This window comes from Exiguobacterium acetylicum, assembly GCF_019890935.1.
Lineage (GTDB): Bacteria > Bacillota > Bacilli > Exiguobacteriales > Exiguobacteriaceae > Exiguobacterium_A > Exiguobacterium_A abrahamii.
On sequence record NZ_CP082333.1, the window covers coordinates 2972620 to 2991073 of the forward strand.

Here is an 18454-nt window from a genome sequence, read left to right on the forward strand (position 1 = left end):
TTATTTTTTCTGCTTCGCTTGTCGTTCTAAGATTAAATAAGCGATTGCCGGAAGCGGGAATTGAACGAGTCCAGCGCCTCCCCAAACCCATGGATTACGTCCTGACTTTCGCGCACTAAGAAACAGACCCACTGCCTGCGTTACTAACAATGCGCCAATGCTAAGCCAAGTACATTTGGATAGCTTTTTATTCTTTTGAGCCATCTTTTCTCCCCCTCTTTTAACACACGATTAAATCTCATGATTCTTTTCTATTTTACCTTATTTTGTTCCTCCATGAGCATGGAAACGGACGTCTTCGTTCGTTCATGCTAAACTAAACGAGCAAATCTAAACTATGTTTTATGAGGAGGAGTAACACATGCAATACGCAAAACTTTCAAACGGTATTACGATTCCCCAAATCGGATTCGGTGTCTGGCAAGTAGATGAAGAGACAGAAGCACCTGCTGCTGTCGCTGAAGCATTACGTGTCGGCTATCGTCATATCGATACGGCTGCTGTCTACAAAAACGAGCGCGGTGTCGCAAAAGGAATCAAGGAAAGCGGCGTGAAACGTGAGGATCTCTTCTTAACGTCAAAAGTCTGGAACGATGATATTCGTGCCGGTCGGACGAAGGAAGCATTCGCAGAATCGCTCGAACGTCTCGAAACAGATTATCTTGACCTCTATCTCATCCACTGGCCGGTCGAAGGCTATATCGAAGCGTGGAAAGCAATGGTTGAATTGTACGAAGAAGGCAAGATCAAAGCGATCGGTGTCTCGAACTTCAAGGAACATCACCTCGATACATTGGCAGAAGAGGGCTTGATGGCTCCAATGATCAACCAAGTCGAGTTGCATCCACAATTGCCGCAACACGAACTGCATGAATACTTGCAAGATCACAACATCCAAGTCGAAGCATGGAGTCCACTCATGCAAGGGAAATTCCTCGAAATTAACGATTTCAAGGAAATCGCAGAGAAACACGGCAAGACACCTTCACAAGTCGTCTTACGTTGGCATCTCGACAACGGCATCGTCGCTCTTCCAAAATCCGTTACACCAGCACGCATTGCGGAAAACTTCGACGTCTTTGATTTCCAACTCGATGCTGATGATCTTGAGAAAATTGATCGTATCGCAACGGATGTCCGCCTCGGACCGGATCCGGACGAAATCGATTTTTAATCTGGCAATTCACGTAAAAGAGAACATCTTCCATATGAAGACGTCTTGATTCATCTGAACGACGAGAGACCCGTTTCCAGTCTAAGACTTGGAAGCGGGTCTCTTTTTTATGATTGAAGCTGATCAGACATAATAAATTAAAATCGTATCTTCCGCTTCTTCTGCTTTTTGAAAATAGGCGCGTAAATCGGCGAACTGTTCCCAAACATCCTCGAATTCGCCTGGTGTTCCAGCTTCATCATGAATCGAAGCGAGTGCCCGCTGATCAAAGTTCCGCATCACTTCAGCGGAAATGATCAGAAGCGGTAAAGGAAGAATCCCGACGATCGCCGCTTTCTCTTCATTAACGATCAACTCTTCGCCAACAATCGCTCGTCCCAGGTTGTAATGTGTGTCTTGATCAATGTAGATATCGATTTGATTCATCAAATGATAGATGGCGTTCGTCTGTTCGAGAGCGAATAATTGTTCATGATCGGGTTGTGTCTCATGAATGAATAAAATCCAGTCCATGATGATGTGGGGATCGTTTCCGAACGACTCCCAGACCGCATCCGTGACGCGGACGAAATGTACGTTTTCCATTCTCCCCCTCCCTTCTGTACTCTGTATTCCCTTTTTAAATTCGTTCTATACAAAAAAAGAGCCAGATTTCTCTGACTCCCTTTCCTTAGATCGCTTTTTCATCTTCTTTTGATTCCTGCCATGCTTCAAGCGTATCTTTCCCTGGCAAGTTTGGAATCGAGTCCGCATAAAACCGTGGCTCTTTCCCTGCTTTTCGTTGTGTCATGTAATCATCTAGGGCAAGCTTCGCAATCTTTGCGAGACGGAAAATCGCATACAGATTGACGATCGCCATGAGTCCCATGAAGATGTCCGCTAACGCCCACACGAGACTAGCCGACTCGACAAGTGAACCGAAGACGATCATGACGAGGACGAGTACGCGGTATGCCATCATGACTTGTTTATTTTCACGGATGAAGTTGATGTTCGATTCACCGTAGTAGTAGTTTCCGACGACGGAACTAAACGCAAATAGGAAGATGGCGAGTGCCATGAATCCTGTCGCAAATGATCCGACTTGTGATGCAAGTGCGCCCTGTGCTAAATCAATACCAGCTAAGGCATCTCCATTCGCATCTTTTGTCGGAACCCCACTGACGAGAACGATCATCGCTGTCGCCGAACAGACCATCAATGTATCGACGAAGACCGCGAATGATTGAATCAAGCCTTGTTTGACCGGGTGAGAGACTTCTGCTGTTGCCGCTGCGTTAGGTGCTGAACCCATACCGGCTTCGTTCGAGAACAAACCGCGACGAATACCATTCAGAACGGCCGCCCCGATTGCTCCCCCTGCTAACGTCTTAAACTCGAATAATCCTTCTTGGAAAATCAATTTAAAGACACTTGGTAATACTTCAAGATTCGTCACCATGATATAGAGGGCGATTAAGATATAACCACCTGCCATGATCGGAACCATGAACGAAGCGACTGTCGCAATACTGCGGACACCGCCAAAAATGATCAGTGCCGTCAAGACGACCAATCCGACCGTAATCCACATCTTATCCACGCCATATTGACTTTGTAGAGAAAGCGAGATCGTATTCGATTGGACAGAGTTGAAGACAAAACCAAATGAGATCGTGATCAGAACACTAAAGATGATTCCTAACCAACGTTGTCCAAGCGCTTTTTCCATGTAATAGGCTGGACCACCACGCCATTCTTTTCCGTCACGTACTTTGTAAATCTGAGCAAGCGTACTTTCGACGAATGCTGACGCCGATCCAATCAAAGCAATTAACCACATCCAGAAGACTGCTCCCGGACCGCCGAGTGCGATTGCAGCCGCTACACCCGCGATGTTTCCGGTACCGACACGTGCTGCCGTACTGATCGCGAATGCTTGAAACGGGGAGACACCGTCTTTTCCATCATCTGTCCCTTGGAACAATAAGCGAATCATCTCCGGAATCATCCGGAATTGAACGAATCGCATCCGAAATGTAAAATAAATGCCTAACACGACGAGTAACGTGATCAATACATTTGTCCATAACAAATCACTGACTCTATTCACTAACGTCATTAATTCCTTTTCCATCAAATCTCCTCACTTCCATCCATCTTTTCTCTCTATTTGTATGTAAGTTTTTTTCACATGTGATTTATCATACGCAATTTTTTTTGAAAAATCAAACTCATCTATACCTCAGATCATAAAAAACGTGTCAAACCTCACATCAGATGTCAGGTTTGACACGTTCACATAAACAGTTTTTAGATTAGATGAACAGATTCAGATTGGCACCGTCCGTTGCACCAAGGTAACTCGCGACACCACCGTAATCAATGCCGTCGAGGAGTTCTTCCTTCTTGATGCCCATGATATCCATCGACATCGTGCAGGCGATCATCCGGACACCGGCTGCTTGCGCTTTTGCCATCATCGTCTCGAGTGCATCGACTTGTTTATCCTTCATGACTTTTTTCATCATTTTTTGACCGGCGCCTGCCATGTTCATGTTCGAGAGCGGTAACTCCCCGGCATGCTTCGGCATCATCATGCCCATCATCCGTTCAATGCCGGCTTTCTCGACTGCCGGTGCGTCTGGTTTTCGAATGATATTCAAGCCCCAGAACGTAAAGAACATCGTCACTTGTTTCCCCATCGCTTGTGCACCTTGTGCGATGACGAAAGAAGCGAGTGCTTTATCGAGATCACCACTGAAGACGACCATCGTCGCATCATCTGCTGGATTGACTTGAACCGGCGCTGGAGCTGGTGTCTCTCCTTGCCCTTTTTCAAGCATAACCTCGACGACACCTTGATTCATCTCCGCTGAATGAACTGTGTGACCTAGTTTTTTCGCCCATGCTTGAACGTCTGGTAAGAATCCTGGGTCCGACGCCTTGACGAAAATTTGCTCGCCGTCCGTCATCTGATCAATTTTTGTTTTCAGCTCTAAGATTGGACCTGGGCACTGTAAGCCGCACGTATCGAGCAGCGTCACTTGTTCTGGTGCAGTCTTCGTTGTTGGCTCACGTTTCGTTACCGTCACAGCAGTCTCCTCCTTCGCTTGGCTTCGTGCTTCTTGATCACGACGCACGACCGACCATGTTTTGTATCCGCCGCTTAAGTTTTTCACATCATAACCGTGTTGTTGCAACAGTTGACTCGCAACATATCCACGTAATCCGACTTGGCATGTCACATAGATCGTTTGATCCTTCGGCAGATCAGTCAACTTCTCACGTAACGTCGGTAACGAGATATTAATCGATCCCGGAATCGCGCCTAACTCGTTTTCCGATGGTTCACGGACATCGAGTAATAAGCCACCGTTGGCGACGATCGCATCGATTTCGTGCCAATGAACGTTCGCACTGTCACCAAGCACGATGTTCGACGCAATATATCCTGCCATGTTGACCGGATCTTTTGCTGAACTATATGGCGGTGCATATGATAGTTCGAGATCTGGTAGATCAAGCACTGTCAATCCACCTTTAATCGCTGTCGCGAGGACATCGATTCGTTTCTCGACACCTGTCATGCCGATTGCCTGCGCTCCGTAGATCGTTCCTTCGATTGGATCAAACAGTAGCTTCATCGAAATCGGACTCGCCCCTGGGTAGTATCCCGCATGAGATCCCGGGTGGAGATGCACGGCTTCATAACGAAGACCGAGCTGACGCAACCGTTTTTCATTGTTACCGGTCGAAGCGACCGTCAAATCAAAGACTTTTGCTACCGCTGTTCCGAGTGTGCCACTGTACCGAACGTCGCGTCCAGCGATGATGTCAGCAACGAGGCGTCCTTGACGGTTTGCCGGCCACGCGAGTGGAACGTGTGTCGCTTCCTTCGTGATATAATCTTTAACTTCAATCGCGTCACCAATCGCAAAGATCGATGGATCGGATGTCCGCAATTGATCGTCGACTTGAATCGTCTGTTTGATGCCAAGTGTTAAACCAGCATCTGCTGCGAGCGTACTCTCCGGTGCAACACCAATTGATAAGATATTCATCTCTGTTTCGATCACGCGTCCGCTTGTCAGGACGACGCGGCGACCTGCCTCTTCAAAACGAGCGACACCATCTTCTAGAATCAACTCGACGCCTTTCGCACGCAGATGTTCATGAACGATGGCTGCCATTTCCGGGTCGACCGGAGCCATGACTTGATCCGCCATCTCGACGAGGGTGACGTGCGCCCCACGTTCGACGAGGTTTTCTGCCATTTCGAGACCGATGAATCCTCCACCGATGACGACTGCCCGCTCTGGACGCGTCGTATCGACGTATTCCCGCATCCGGTCCGTATCCGGAATGTTCCGTAACGTAAAGACGTTTGTTGCATCTTCAAGTCCTGGAATGTTTGGACGGATCGGTTTTGCGCCTGGAGAAAGAATCAGATGATCATACGATTCATCGTATTCTTCACCCGTTTCGACGTTGCGGATCGTGACCGTCTTCGCTTCACGGTTGATCCGAATCGCTTCCGACAAATTGCGGACATCTAAATTAAACCGCGCGTGCATGCCTTCTGGCGTTTGGACGAGTAATTTATTGCGATCCTTGATAACGTCTCCGATATAGTAAGGCAGTCCGCAGTTCGCGAACGAAATCTCTTTTCCACGCTCGAGTAAAATGATTTCAGCCGTTTCGTCAATCCGGCGCAGTCGCGCTGCTGCCGTGGCGCCGCCTGCGACGCCGCCTACGATGATCGTTTTCATCTGATGATTCCTCCTTGAATTTCTATCTGTCACCTAATATACCCTGTTAGGTATGTCATTTCAAGTCAATTGCTCGTAGATTCACAAACAAGACATATCTCTGCTCTTTTGTATTTTCTTCCTATCTTAACGGACATTAGTTGCAATTCCTTCTGAAATGCTTGAAACTGAATTTATAGTATATAAAGGGGGATTTTGCAATGGACCAGGAACGTAACTCGAACGAATCAAACGAGAACAATAAAGTGACACCGATTCACCAAGATCGTCAACCCGAAACAAACGAACAAGGAATCGCGCCACAACAGCAACAACACTTGGAAGCATTCCAAGCTTTCCTCGTTGAAAAAGGCATTCCAATGGAAGCACGTGAGAATGAGACACACGTCTTCTTCATGACACAAGAAAAAACACCTGCAGGAGCAGAACCGATGATGATGATCGTCTTCAGTAAGACGACGACAGATGTCGAATTGTTCGCTCGTACGGTGACACACGTACCAGACGGTGTCGAGGATCTCCCGATTCTGAACGCCATCAATGACTTCAACCAAGAATTCAAATACTTCCGCGTCGTTCTCGACAGCGACCGTGATGTCACGATCGCATCAACGATCGATCTTGATCACGGCTTCAACCCAGCTGCGATCTTCGGACATTCTGTCATGATGTTCCAAGCATCAGACGAAGTCTACACGTATTTGACAAAACTGTACGAACAGTTCTAATTTCTCATTTTAAAACGGCTTTGGAGCCCTGCTCCGAAGCCGTTTTTTTCTTTAAAGTTCAATTGACAATGAGAATTATTCTCGCTATAGTTAGATTTGTGAAAACGACTACATGACGGAAAACGTCTTATTAATTCTTCTGGGGGAATCACGATTATGAAAAAACGTTTAAAAGTAGCTTCGATCTTCATGGTAGCCGGTATCTTGGCTGCCTGCGGTTCGAATGAAACGGATACGACTGCACCGAAAAAAGAGAAAACGGAACAGTCGACCGAAACTAAATCAGCAGATGCGGGGATCGCTGCAACGACACTGACAGATGAATTGACGATCTTCAGCTCAATCAAAACAGAACTCGACAAAGCAAAAGAAGGACAAGCGATCGATTGGAAGATGGTCACGACAAGTTATGAATCGAAACTAAAAGGTGGTGTCGAGACGACAGCACCAGAAATCGAACAAGTCATCCAGTCTGCTTTAGCAGGTGTAGATGCGAAGGATCTCGATGAGAACATCGCTCGTCAACTCGTGGATAAAGGTCTACAATCGTATTTCTATAAATTACAAAAAGCAACACAAGCAAAAGCTGAAGAAGCACTCGTAGCTGGTAAACCGGAAGCTGCAACGGAAGCACTCAAGGACGTGGAAGCGATGGCGAAGACCGTCTTCATTCCGACAGCTGAAAAACGGGACGCGAGCTACGGCTTCAAAAACGAAGACGCCATCGCTCAAGCGATCACATCAGGTCTTTCAGCTCAGCAAGAAGCCATCGACGCGAAAGAAATCGGTGACTTCAATGTTGCGAAACAAGTAACGGATAAATCGATTTATCGTTCCTTCTATTTAGCTGCACTCGGTTATGCACAAAAAATCGAGGATGGCGTCAAAGCCGGTACGGACGAAAAAGAATTACAAATGGAGCAGGCAGAGGGATATGGCTTCCTCCTCGCGATCGAAGAATCATTAGCGGGCGGAGACGAAGAAGCTGTCAAAACGCTGAAAGAGCGCTATGATTTCTCGAAAACAAAACCAGCTGATGTCTCTTACAAAGAAATCGAAGGATTGTTCGCAAAAGCGTTGACGGAAAAAGTCGACGGGTATCATGAAGAGGCACAAGAAGCGATCGAGAAGAAAGACGTCGATACAGCACGTGCCGAAGCAATGGAAGCGAACATGTTCGTCGTTGCGATGAAACCGACGCTTGAGAATCGTCTTGGCAAGGACAAAGCAGCGCAAGTCGCAAAAGACGCAAACGAATGGTTCGCACTCGTCGAAAAAGGCGACGTCAAGGCTGAAACGACAGGTGAACGGATTACAGACGCACTCGAACCACTTAACTAAGAAGGAAATGGAAACGGAGGGATAAGATGAATATCGGAATCACAGGAGGTGCCGGCTTCATTGGCGCCGCCCTCGCCCTCCGGCTCCAGCAGCACCATACCGTCCATGTCCTTGATGCTTTCACGGACTACTATGATGTCCAGTTAAAAGAAGAACGAGCAGATGAACTAAGACGTGCCGGTGTTACCGTTACGACGGGTGACGTTCATCACGATCTCGACGCCTGGATGGAGAGGTCGTTCGACGCTGTCTTTCATCTCGCAGCACTTCCTGGTGTTCCGCGCTCGCTCGAAGAACCGCATCACTATATTCGTGAGGACATCGATATGACGGTGACCTTGTTAGAAGCCGCAAAAAGACATGGCATGCCGCATGTCTTTTTCGCGTCTTCTTCTTCCGTTTACGGGGAGCAGACAGGTCCACTGAAAGAGGAACAGGCAACAGGACACGTCGCCAGTCCTTATGCGGCAGCCAAGTATAGTGCCGAAAGCTTTTGCCATGCTTATGCTCATTTATATGATGTAAACGTGACGCTGTTTCGCTTCTTTACGGTCTATGGTCCATCGGGTCGTCCCGATATGGCGCTGTTTCGTTTCATTGAACAGGCATTACGCGGAGAGACACTCACCGTCTTCGGTGATCCAATCCGTGACTTCACGTATATCGATGACATCACCCGTGGAATGGAACAGGCGTTGCTGGCTCGTGCAGTCGGGACGTATAACCTCGGTGCGAATCAGCCGGTCTCCGTCCGCACGCTAGCTGAACGGATCGGTCAACGGTTTGATGTGCCTGTGCAGACTCAAACTGCACGACGCGGAGACGTGACGATGACATGGAGTGATACGACGGCAGCACAGAAAGCCTTCGGTTACCAACCGTCAATCGAGATCGATGTTGGACTGGAGCAGGTGATCACGTGGCATCAAAACCGCTGATTCGAACGTTTCTGTACCTGACGCTTACCGGACTTGTCATCTTTTTACTGCTCCGTTTTTTCTTGGAGTTACCGGTTTCGTATCGGTACATTGAAGCTTTATTCAAGAGTCCGTGGACGATCCTTGCGACCTTGACGTATGCGATCGCCTTTTATTTACGGGCGGTCGCCTGGCGCCGCGCCGATGCAAAACGTGCACCGACCGCTGTATACCTGTCGAGCCTGTATCTCGGACTGACGATCAATCATCTCTCACCGGTCAAACTGGGAGAGATGATCCGACTCGTGACGGCGAGAGCCGTCGGAAGTCCATGGAAGCAGACGAGCGCGATCTTCGTCTTACAACGAAGTATTGACTTGATCGTTCTGTGTACCTTCATTTTGATCGGTTGGTTGTTTCACCCGATCGTCTTGCTCGTCGCGCTCCTTGCGACCGCGTTATTGTTCGTGTTACGCCGACATGTTCCGCATCTCCCATCGCTCGTTCTGTTCGGAACGCTCGCTTGGACCGTCGAGGCTCTCGCCGTCTTCCTCCTCTTGCACGGAGCCGGTATCGATGTGTCTTTCCCGACGACATTGATCGCGATGAGTGCCGGTGTCCTGTCTGGTGTGATTCAATTCACGCCGGGTGGACTCGGTACGTACGAACTCGCGATGGGTACGGTGTTACGGCAAGCCGGTGTTGCTCATGCGTACGATGTTGCCTTGATGACGCACTTCTTTAAATATGCCTTTGCTTTTCTCATCCCGCTGTACGTTCTCATTCGGCATCCGGCTACACTTCGGTTGTTGGTTCGTCAGCTCAAATACACTGATTGGAAAGGAGGAAGACGATGAAAAGTGCTTCTCGCTTTGAAAAAGTCGCAGCACGCGCCTGGAACTTACTCAATGAAGGAAAACCCTTCACACCCATTTTTACGATCGGCGTCTTTTTGACGTACGCCTTATGGACGCAGATGCCACTCGCAGAAGCTGGTCTTGGTTTCATCGTGACGCTTCCTTTGTTTATCTTGCTTTGGCGTTATGATTTTCCGTTATTTTTACGAAATTACCTTTGGATTCCAGTCATCGTTTGGCTGTTCCTTCGGGGTACGAATGCAGATTATTTACCTTTGTTCGCCTATGGCGCAGGTCTCTATTTCTTCTTTACGATATTTTTCTGGGGGACAATCTATTATCATCTCCGGATCGGAACGCGCTGGACGAACTTCACGCGCTTTTGGAAACTCGTTCTAAAGAATAGTGATTCGACAAGTGGTAACGCGCAGGAGCAACTGCCTAAGGTTGCTCTGTTGCTCATGTACTGGTGGACGGCAAGTGACGCGTCGACACTCGACATGACGTTCATCTGGTTCCCAATTGGTCTATTCGTCTTTGCATGGATCCTGCATCACTACCTGTTCGACTGGAAACCGAAGTTGCCCGAGGCAATGACGGTAGATGCCAATCTTCCGACTTCAGAAAAAGTCTATGTCCTGATTGTCGACGGGATGCGTAAAGATCGCTACATGGCAGCAAACACGCCGTTCCTCGAGCGATTGCGTCAGGAAGGAACGGAATATACGAATATGGAGACGGTTTACCCTGCCCGGACCGTCGTCTGCTTCAGTTCGATGTTCACCGGTGCTCGTCCGGAAGATCACGGCATTCATTCGAACATGGTCTGGAATACGACCGGCGTTAAAACGGATACCGTCTTCGATCGCCTCCGTGCCGTTGATAAGTCAGGAAAAATCCTTGGTATCGCACACCTTGTCGATGCGTTCGGTTCAACTGACGTACGGACCGTCACGGCAGTCATGCATAACGATGTTGCGGATCGAAATATCGTAGAGCGTGCCAAACAAATCGTCCATGAAGAGGATCCGGATCTGCTCGCGATTCAGTTGATTGGAACGGATCAAACAGGACACAGTCGAGGCACTCTCTATTCCGAGTATGTCGAAAAAATCGAGGAAGCGGATGCGCTCCTTTCCGAGTTTTGTGAGGAGCTCGATCGCCTTGGTAAACTCGAGGATGCGACACTCATCGTCATGGCGGATCACGGTCAAGCGGACGGAATCGGTGGACACGGTCACTTGGATGAAGGCGAACGGTTCGTCCCGTTCTGGATGTATGGTAAGAACGTTCATGCCGGTCTAAAAGTCGATACGCACCGTCATATCCTGTCACTCGGACCGACGATCACCAAAATCCTAGGGGCAGACATCCCGCACGATAGCCGCGGTGTGCTATTGACAGAAGCGTTCAAGGAGGCGAAGTCTAAATGAAGATCATCGTCTTTTTACCAGCTCACAATGAGGAAGTGTCGCTCCCGCTCGTCTTAAAACGAATTCCGGACATGATTGACGGCATTCCAGTCGAGACCCTCGTCATCGACGACGGCTCAGTGGATGCGACGAGTACGATCGCGCGTCAACACGGCGCACATGTCTATCGGTTCGAGCAGAATCAAGGACTCGGCGCTGCAGTCCGGGAAGGACTCCGCCAGTCCTACGAGCTCGGCGCTGATGTTGCTGTCATGATTGATGCCGATAACGAATATCCGGCCGATCAAATTCCGGATATCGTCCGACCAATCTTACACGATCAGGCCGACTACGTATTCGGTTCCCGCTTCCTCGGTACCGTCGACGGGATGCGGCTCTATCGCTATATCGGCAATCATGTCTTCACGTGGTTGCAATGCCTTTTATTGAAACGTAAAATCCATGATGGTCAAAGTGGGATGCGTGCTTTTTCACGCGCAGCGTGTCACCATGCTGAGATCATTCACGATTATAACTATGCCCAAGTATTGACCCTCAATCTCGTCCGAAAAGGCTTCCGCCTTCACGAAGTTCCGATTCGTTATCGGGTCCGGGAAGCAGGAAAGTCCTTTATCCGTCTGAATTATGTCCAACGTGTCCTCCCAGCGATTTACCGGGAGTGGCGACGACCGATCACACAGCTTAGCGTTGAAGAACGCATGGAACGAAAGGAGCACCTCGGATGAAACGCCTTCTTTTGCTACCGCTCCTCCTGCTCTCACTATTCGTGAGCACTTCCACTGTTTCCGCTTATAGTTACGGAGACCCAGGAAAGGAAGCTTTTGCGGAAGCGTATAAACAATTTGAAGAACAACTCGATGCTAAAGATTACGCGCTTGCGAAAGAGACGCTTGCCGCCTATGATAAAGAATTCAAACTGTATTTCCCTGAAGCGAAAGCGAAGATCGATACGGCGCTTGAACAAGAAGATGCCGAGGCTGCCAAACAAGCGTACCGCGTCGCTCTCCGTCAAAATATCGAACGTCGCCTGCACTTTGCTGAAGAGCAGTTCGAGGACTTCGGTCAAGCGAAGCTCTTACTTGCGAAAGCCCGCGGGACATACGATGTGCTCGCGCCTTACGTCAAGGAAAGCAAGGATGCACAAACATCCGATGACGTGTATACTGCATTTGATGAATCCTTAAAAGCACTCGGAAATCCTGGTCTGTTTGGGGTCGGGAAAAAAGCGAGTGACGAAGAATCCTTCAAGAAAAACATTACGATGATCGAAGATACGTTGACTCCTCTCTTCGTCCTGCCGGGTGAAGAAAAAACAGGCGTCTTCACGGAAGAAGACTCCTTCCTCGGTCAAACGTTCGGAACGGACGCGATTTGGAAATTGATTGCGCTCGGACTCGTCATCGTACTCATCGTCATCGTCGTCATTGGTCAATGGAAGAAGAAACGCCGCTCATAAGGAGGAAGACAGATGGATTTTCAAGCGTTTTTGATTACGCTTCGGGAGTGTCTCGAGGCTGTTCTCATCGTTGGGTTGATCTTAGGTTATCTCGATCGATTGAACGCTCCACAATATAAAAAGTGGGTCTACGCAGGTGTCGGATTGGCACTTCTCGCTAGCCTTGGTGTCGCGTTCCTGTTCCAAGTCGTCTTTACGAGTTTTGCGAGCTTCGGAAGCGATACGTATCTGCGTCTCGGCATCATGATGGTCTCCGTCCTGCTCTTGACACACATGGTCCTCTGGATGGGGAAGGAAGCGAAAGAGAATCAACAAGCCTCCCAAGCGAAGGTTGCCGCTGCCGTCTCGACGGGTAGTGCCATCACGATGATCATCCACTCCTTCCTCGTCATCGTTCGAGAAGGAATTGAGACCGTCTTCTTCTTCGCTGCCATCTCAGGTGGGGAAATCGAAAAAGTACTGACGAGTTATGGTGCGGTTTCCGGTCTGTTACTCGCCTTGATCTTCGGATACTTATTCGTTTCCGGCTCCATGAAGATTCCCGTCAAACGTTTCTTCCAAGTGACGGGCGTACTCATTCTATTCATCGCAGCCGGCATGCTCGTCCAAACGATTGGACGCTTCCAAGATCTTGGTTTGCTCGGTAGTCTTTTGATGAATGCTGACGGCACACCAGCTGCTGTATACAATATCGTCGGCTTCATGCCGGAGCACTACATCGATCAGGTGCAATACTTGCGTGATACAGGAAATTCAACATTGATCAGTGGACAGATCGGAACGTTCATGGGTGCGATGTTCGGGTACAGCCATAACCCATCGCTCGAACAAGTCGTCGCTTGGTGGGGCTACTTCGCCTTTGCCGGTTGGATGTTGCTCCGTCAAAACAAACCATCGAAGTCATCAAAGTCCTTACAGGAGGTTTCTTGACCGTCCGAAGCGATCGTTCACGTCCGCGTGGACGGTCGCTTTTTTGGATCACGTTGCTATTTATCGGTGGCTGGATTGGTTTACGGATCAGTTACGTCAGTCCCTTCATCGCGAGCTACGATATTGCGAACTTCACGCTCGCTGTGACCGATTATGATCTGGCTGATTTACGTCCGCACTTTCCTGGTTATCCCTTTTTCATCTTATTTGCCAACCTATTTCTGCCGCTGATGATACCTGTCAAAGCGCTCGGACTCGTCTCTACACTAGGACTGGCAAGTGCGCTCTTGCCACTCTACTCGCTTTTCCGCCGTCATACCTATGATACGACTCGACTGATCGCTGCCTTTACCGTTCTCTCCACTGCCTCACTCGTGACGTTCGCTGCAACCGGGATGTCGGATGGGCTCGCCCTCGGACTACTCGTCTGGTACGGCTGGAGCATCGAACGCGCACGGCATCAGATTCGTCGCTGGCTTCCGTATCTTCTGTTCGGTTTACTGATGGCGACTCGCCTATCCTACGCGCCGTTTGGTTTCATGTTGCTTGTCCTGCTGTGGCAGGTGCGAAAGGATTACTGGCAACTCTTATCCGAGTGCGCCCTTCTTGTTCTGGCACAGCTTGCTTGGTTGCTCCCGGTCGCTTTTTCTGTCGGTGGACCCTATTCGTTTCTTCAATTATCACTCCGCTTCGTCAGCGGTCATTTTTCCGATTGGGGTGGTTCTGCTCAGACCGATGATGCTTCCATCGTTCAACGATTTGTTCAGACGCTTCAACAACTCTTCTGGCATGGGATCGGTTATGGCACGTGGATCGGACTAGTGTCTGGACTGCTGCTGTTCTTACGCAGACGTTGGGCGGTCGATGTCGCTTGGGGAGCGACGGCTGGACTCTATTTCGTCTGGGTCTGGCTCGGACAAAATATCGATAAACCCCGTCATGTCTTACCGCTTGTCCTATTGCTACTCATCTGGTTGATCCGTCAGCTTCCGTTGCGGATGTATCTGCCGTTTTTAGTCATTCAGTTGACGATCGGTAGCCTCGCGTTGAACGAGCAAGCAACGCGTCCTCCGGCGACGATTGAACTAGCACGTTACGTAACGACTCTTCCAATCGGCGCGACAGTCTTTACCGACGAGGAAGCTCGCCAATTCCAGTCCGAACGACCGGATGCCGCAATCGTTCCGATCGGTTCGGTCAGTAAATGGAATGCAGAACCAAAATCCGACCAGAGTTACGTGACCGGTCGATTGCTCGAGCGTCTTCACGCTCAAGGCGTACGACCAAACGTCAAACAAGTCGTCCGCTTCACGAGTGATGCCCGCTACGAACCAGAAGACGCGCAAGCGATGCTGTATCAATTAACGCCTTGATGGCACAACTGCATGCATACGAAAAACCATGCGATTCCCGAATGACACCGTGGAAATCGACATGGTTTTTTTCATTGCTGCGTATCGTAACGACGTTCCATATAATCAAAGGTACCGCCGCTGATTTCAATCGTCCGAATCGGTTCGAAGCCGAGACGGCGATACAGGCGCTGTGCCCCGGCATTCGTTTGATCCGCATTTAAGGTGAACGCTTGTAGTCCTCGTTTCTCGCCCTCTTCCGCCGCTGCCTGCAACAGTTCCGTACCAATTCCTTTTCCGCCATGACGCGCATCAACCGATAAGGTATCCAGGTAATAGACCGGTCCTTCCGTCTCGATATCGATCTGGATATCTTGACCCGTCCAGCGCTTCAGTTGGTCTTTGATCGGTTCGTCGAGTCGTTCCGCATCCGTCCCGGCATACGCAATGACGATACCCGCTACTTCATCCTCGATGATTTTCACGAGGATGTTTTCATGACTCAATCGGTTTCCTGTTTCAGCGACGAAGTACGCGAGTCGCTCTAGAACTTCCTCCCGCTTTGTCGTTCCCGTCAGTGTCTCAGCAATCTCATGAATCGCTTGCTCAATCAAGGGGGCAATCTGTTGCGCTTCAGAAGCATGTGCTTGTCGAATCATCTCATCCTTCTCCTTTCGTTTTTTCTAATCCATGAACCTGAAAAATCGGACTCGACGGTGTCGAATCCGATACATGATTTTTTTAGACATTCGTTCGTCTCACTGCGTGACTTTTTGTACGACAGGTGCCGGTACGATGACAGGCTCCCGTGTCATGACAGCCACGACACGTCCAGCGATTGCTACAGCCAGTAACGTATATAACGTTAAGCTGAGCGGCAGATAGACGAGTGAGATGACTAACACGATGGCATCGAGTCCGAACAAGATCGTTCCGATCGATAGACCTGTCAGTTTGCTGAGTCCCATCGATAGCAAATCGTCTCCACCTGTTGCCGCTCCACTTTTCAAAACAAGTCCGAGACCATATCCGGTCACGATTCCGCTAGCGATCGCTGCGATGAGCGTCGCTGGCCAAGCCTGTTCTGGAAAGTGGAACAAATCGAGTCGGTGCCACATCTCATAAAAGACTGATAATGCACCTGCTGAAAGTAACGCTTCGCTGACGAAACGTTTTCCTTTGAAGTACAAGGCACCAATGAAAAATGGAATATCGAGCACGATCATTGAAATCGAAGGATTGATATCAAAAAAGTATCGACCGAGCAACGATAATCCGATGAAGCCACCTTCTGCTAATCCGAACTGTTCATTCAATGTGTAGTAACCGAACGCCATGATCAGCGTACCGGTTAAGATGGTTGCGATTCGTTTCATGTTTTATTGTCCTCTCCCGTTTACATCGTGGGAGAGGTTTTATACGTCCCGTTTGGGTATTCATCTATTTTCGCTCTCCCTGATTTTTATAAGCCATTACCGTCTGTTCGTTATGACCGGTACTGCTAAAAATCAGGTAAGCTGAATAGATGATTGGTCCTCTCGGTATCCATCGGTTTCCACCCCTTCATTAAAAATCTATTTTCATTATAACCCGAATTTCAGTAACTAAAACAGTTTTACGCATTCTTCACATAATCCAAACACTTTTGCTCACTCATTCACAATTTAGACAAGATTATGCTCAACATTGAACAAACAACTTGAAAATGACCTTGTGAAGGATTACACTAAGTATATCAAATGAATGTGATATTTATCACAAACAAAACACAAAGGAGACTTTACCCATGAAAGTAGCAGTCATCGGATGTACACACGCAGGAACAGCAGCAGTCAAAGAACTCGCTTCACAACAAGACGTCGAGATCACCGTTTATGAGCGGAATGACAATGTATCGTTTCTCTCTTGTGGAATCGCGCTTCACGTCGGTGGTGTCGTCAAACATGCGGAATCACTTTTCTACTCATCACCAAGTGAACTCGCTGAACTCGGCGCTGAGATGCGTCTGAAACATGATGTGCTTGAAATCGATAGTGAACGCCAAACGATCGTTGCGAAAAACCTCATGACTGGTGAAGTCGTTCACGATACGTACGATAAACTCATCATGACGACAGGGTCATGGCCAATCATTCCAATGCTTCCTGGCATTGAGTTGAATCAGATCGAGCTCTGTAAAAACTATCACCACGCTCAAACAATCATTGAAAAAGCGACAGATGCAGAGCGGATCACTGTCGTTGGTGCAGGGTATATCGGTGCTGAACTCGTCGAAGCGTTTGAAGCATACGGAAAAGACGTCACGTTCATCGATAGTGCGGATCGCATTCTCAACAAATACCTCGACCGCTCGTTCACTGATGTCATCGAACGTGAATTGACAGACCGTGGTATTCGCCTCGAACTCGGACAAACTGTCCAAAGCTTTAAAGGGGAAAATAGCTCCGTGACACACGTCGTCACAGACAAAGGAACGTTCGAAACGGATCTTGTCATTCTCTGTGTCGGCTTCCGCCCAAGTACGGAACTCTTAAAAGGACAGGTCGATATGCTACCGAACGGTGCCATCATCGTTGACGATTATATGCGGACAAGCAACCCAAACATCTTTGCTGCTGGTGACAGCTGTGCCGTCTATTACAATCCAGCTCGGACACACGCCTATATTCCACTCGCAACGAATGCTGTCCGGATGGGAACATTGATCGGTAAAAACTTACGCGCACCAAAGATTCGTTACCAAGGAACACAAGGCACATCAGGTCTTCGCCTATATGATTTGAACATCGCGTCGACTGGTTTGACAGAAGAAGCGGCACCCTTGTTCGGACTCGAAGTGAGTAGCACGACAGTCACAGATGCGTACCGCCCAGAGTTCATGCCAACAGCAGAAGACGTCCAATTGAAGCTCGTCTTCGAGACAGCAACCCATCGTGTCGTCGGTGCACAAATCATCTCAAAAGTAGATTTGACACAGGCGATGAACACACTTTCTGTCGCGATTCAAAATGATATGACACTTGAAGAGCTCGCTTTCGTCGACTTCTTCTTCCAACCGCACTACAACAAACCGTGGAACTTGCTGAACCAAGCAGCTCTGCAAGCGATGAATGAGCGTCAATCCGCTCGTGTCTAAGCGCATTACACGATCAATCAAATGAGGCTGACTCAAAAAAAAATGACGCGTCTTTTCACGCCCTTTCCTCAGGCGAGACACAAGCCCGTTTTCCTGCTTCGTTGAAGCAGGAAAGCGGGTCTTGTTCGTCTCTGACAGCGCATAAATGCGCTTGTTCCTGTAGGAGTGGCGTGTGACGCGTCATTCTTTTTGTTACGAGATAAGGATGGCAGATCATCATTCTGCCACACTTATCTTTGTAGAGACTGACTTTTGAGTCAGCACCGTTTTAGACTGAAGACAACGTGCAATTTTTCTCTAACGAGAAGGATTGCACTTTTTTGTTCGTCTCGCATCGTTTTCCTGGGACAAGCATCGCGCCGCTTCGCTTCAGGGTCGC

Annotated in this window: 17 protein-coding genes; 11 read left to right on the forward strand and 6 right to left on the reverse strand. The window is 48.7% G+C overall.

Annotated features, from left to right (window positions below):
* Nucleotides 1-204: a hypothetical protein gene (locus K7G97_RS15365; RefSeq protein WP_023469639.1), complete on the reverse strand. Its 204-nt coding sequence runs from the start codon at nucleotides 202-204 to the stop codon at nucleotides 1-3.
* 157 nt (nucleotides 205-361) lie between these two features.
* Here K7G97_RS15365 and K7G97_RS15370 point away from each other — a divergent pair, with 157 nt between their 5' ends.
* A complete protein-coding gene (locus tag K7G97_RS15370) occupies nucleotides 362-1174 on the forward strand; it encodes an aldo/keto reductase (protein ID WP_023469640.1) in 813 nt (270 codons plus the stop codon).
* A 123-nt stretch (nucleotides 1175-1297) separates the two neighbouring features.
* Here K7G97_RS15370 and K7G97_RS15375 read toward each other — a convergent pair whose 3' ends face one another.
* The 3 genes from K7G97_RS15375 to K7G97_RS15385 form a co-directional block, all read right to left on the reverse strand.
* Nucleotides 1298-1759, reverse strand: a complete 462-nt coding sequence (locus tag K7G97_RS15375; RefSeq protein ID WP_023469641.1) for a hypothetical protein — start codon at nucleotides 1757-1759, stop codon at nucleotides 1298-1300.
* A gap of 85 nt (nucleotides 1760-1844) precedes the next feature.
* Nucleotides 1845-3290: an alanine/glycine:cation symporter family protein gene (locus tag K7G97_RS15380; protein WP_223040982.1), complete on the reverse strand. Its 1446-nt coding sequence runs from the start codon at nucleotides 3288-3290 to the stop codon at nucleotides 1845-1847.
* 181 nt (nucleotides 3291-3471) lie between these two features.
* Nucleotides 3472-5925 carry a CoA-disulfide reductase gene (locus K7G97_RS15385; protein ID WP_223040983.1) on the reverse strand — a complete coding sequence of 818 codons (2454 nt, stop codon included), beginning with the start codon at nucleotides 5923-5925 and terminating at the stop codon, nucleotides 3472-3474.
* A 200-nt stretch (nucleotides 5926-6125) separates the two neighbouring features.
* On the opposite strand from K7G97_RS15385, the gene K7G97_RS15390 reads away from it, so the two are divergent.
* From K7G97_RS15390 to K7G97_RS15430, 9 genes are all read left to right on the forward strand, one after another.
* A complete protein-coding gene (locus tag K7G97_RS15390) occupies nucleotides 6126-6653 on the forward strand; it encodes a type III secretion system chaperone family protein (protein WP_023469644.1) in 528 nt (175 codons plus the stop codon).
* A 156-nt stretch (nucleotides 6654-6809) separates the two neighbouring features.
* Nucleotides 6810-7994 carry a hypothetical protein gene (locus K7G97_RS15395; protein WP_223040984.1) on the forward strand — a complete coding sequence of 395 codons (1185 nt, stop codon included), beginning with the start codon at nucleotides 6810-6812 and terminating at the stop codon, nucleotides 7992-7994.
* A gap of 26 nt (nucleotides 7995-8020) precedes the next feature.
* Nucleotides 8021-8932: an NAD-dependent epimerase/dehydratase family protein gene (locus K7G97_RS15400; protein WP_223040985.1), complete on the forward strand. Its 912-nt coding sequence runs from the start codon at nucleotides 8021-8023 to the stop codon at nucleotides 8930-8932.
* Entirely contained in the window at nucleotides 8914-9768 is an 855-nt protein-coding gene (locus tag K7G97_RS15405) for a lysylphosphatidylglycerol synthase transmembrane domain-containing protein (protein ID WP_223040986.1), read from the forward strand. The genes K7G97_RS15400 and K7G97_RS15405 overlap by 19 nt, the downstream gene beginning before the upstream one ends.
* Nucleotides 9765-11201 carry an alkaline phosphatase family protein gene (locus K7G97_RS15410; protein ID WP_223040987.1) on the forward strand — a complete coding sequence of 479 codons (1437 nt, stop codon included), beginning with the start codon at nucleotides 9765-9767 and terminating at the stop codon, nucleotides 11199-11201. The genes K7G97_RS15405 and K7G97_RS15410 overlap by 4 nt, the downstream gene beginning before the upstream one ends.
* Nucleotides 11198-11926, forward strand: coding sequence for a glycosyltransferase family 2 protein (locus K7G97_RS15415; protein ID WP_050678465.1), 729 nt, complete (start codon nucleotides 11198-11200; stop codon nucleotides 11924-11926). Before K7G97_RS15410 ends, K7G97_RS15415 begins: the two co-directional genes overlap by 4 nt.
* Complete coding sequence (locus K7G97_RS15420) at nucleotides 11923-12657, forward strand: hypothetical protein (RefSeq protein ID WP_235515952.1); 735 nt, start codon at nucleotides 11923-11925, stop codon at nucleotides 12655-12657. Before K7G97_RS15415 ends, K7G97_RS15420 begins: the two co-directional genes overlap by 4 nt.
* Before the next feature lie 12 nt (nucleotides 12658-12669).
* Entirely contained in the window at nucleotides 12670-13587 is a 918-nt protein-coding gene (locus K7G97_RS15425) for an FTR1 family iron permease (RefSeq protein WP_075642928.1), read from the forward strand.
* Nucleotides 13584-14960, forward strand: coding sequence for a hypothetical protein (locus K7G97_RS15430; RefSeq protein WP_223040988.1), 1377 nt, complete (start codon nucleotides 13584-13586; stop codon nucleotides 14958-14960). Before K7G97_RS15425 ends, K7G97_RS15430 begins: the two co-directional genes overlap by 4 nt.
* A 71-nt stretch (nucleotides 14961-15031) precedes the next feature.
* Here K7G97_RS15430 and K7G97_RS15435 read toward each other — a convergent pair whose 3' ends face one another.
* Together K7G97_RS15435 and K7G97_RS15440 are read right to left on the reverse strand one after the other, a co-directional pair.
* The gene (locus K7G97_RS15435; RefSeq protein WP_223040989.1) at nucleotides 15032-15598 is read right to left on the reverse strand and encodes a GNAT family N-acetyltransferase; all 567 of its coding nucleotides are present in this window, start codon (nucleotides 15596-15598) and stop codon (nucleotides 15032-15034) included.
* A gap of 99 nt (nucleotides 15599-15697) precedes the next feature.
* Entirely contained in the window at nucleotides 15698-16315 is a 618-nt protein-coding gene (locus K7G97_RS15440) for a YitT family protein (protein WP_064300662.1), read from the reverse strand.
* 410 nt (nucleotides 16316-16725) lie between these two features.
* Here K7G97_RS15440 and K7G97_RS15445 point away from each other — a divergent pair, with 410 nt between their 5' ends.
* Nucleotides 16726-18075 carry an FAD-dependent oxidoreductase gene (locus K7G97_RS15445; RefSeq protein ID WP_223040990.1) on the forward strand — a complete coding sequence of 450 codons (1350 nt, stop codon included), beginning with the start codon at nucleotides 16726-16728 and terminating at the stop codon, nucleotides 18073-18075.
* Nucleotides 18076-18454: the final 379 nt, after the last annotated feature.

Bases quoted from the DNA above. Each gene is read 5' to 3' on its own strand.
- K7G97_RS15365 (WP_023469639.1), bottom strand. From the start codon at position 204: ATGGCTCAAAAGAATAAAAAGCTATCCAAATGTACTTGGCTTAGCATT.
- K7G97_RS15370 (WP_023469640.1), top strand. From the start codon at position 362: ATGCAATACGCAAAACTTTCAAACGGTATTACGATTCCCCAAATCGGA.
- K7G97_RS15375 (WP_023469641.1), bottom strand. From the start codon at position 1,759: ATGGAAAACGTACATTTCGTCCGCGTCACGGATGCGGTCTGGGAGTCG.
- K7G97_RS15380 (WP_223040982.1), bottom strand. From the start codon at position 3,290: ATGGAAAAGGAATTAATGACGTTAGTGAATAGAGTCAGTGATTTGTTA.
- K7G97_RS15385 (WP_223040983.1), bottom strand. From the start codon at position 5,925: ATGAAAACGATCATCGTAGGCGGCGTCGCAGGCGGCGCCACGGCAGCA.
- K7G97_RS15390 (WP_023469644.1), top strand. From the start codon at position 6,126: ATGGACCAGGAACGTAACTCGAACGAATCAAACGAGAACAATAAAGTG.
- K7G97_RS15395 (WP_223040984.1), top strand. From the start codon at position 6,810: ATGAAAAAACGTTTAAAAGTAGCTTCGATCTTCATGGTAGCCGGTATC.
- K7G97_RS15400 (WP_223040985.1), top strand. From the start codon at position 8,021: ATGAATATCGGAATCACAGGAGGTGCCGGCTTCATTGGCGCCGCCCTC.
- K7G97_RS15410 (WP_223040987.1), top strand. From the start codon at position 9,765: ATGAAAAGTGCTTCTCGCTTTGAAAAAGTCGCAGCACGCGCCTGGAAC.
- K7G97_RS15415 (WP_050678465.1), top strand. From the start codon at position 11,198: ATGAAGATCATCGTCTTTTTACCAGCTCACAATGAGGAAGTGTCGCTC.
- K7G97_RS15420 (WP_235515952.1), top strand. From the start codon at position 11,923: ATGAAACGCCTTCTTTTGCTACCGCTCCTCCTGCTCTCACTATTCGTG.
- K7G97_RS15425 (WP_075642928.1), top strand. From the start codon at position 12,670: ATGGATTTTCAAGCGTTTTTGATTACGCTTCGGGAGTGTCTCGAGGCT.
- K7G97_RS15435 (WP_223040989.1), bottom strand. From the start codon at position 15,598: ATGATTCGACAAGCACATGCTTCTGAAGCGCAACAGATTGCCCCCTTG.
- K7G97_RS15440 (WP_064300662.1), bottom strand. From the start codon at position 16,315: ATGAAACGAATCGCAACCATCTTAACCGGTACGCTGATCATGGCGTTC.
- K7G97_RS15445 (WP_223040990.1), top strand. From the start codon at position 16,726: ATGAAAGTAGCAGTCATCGGATGTACACACGCAGGAACAGCAGCAGTC.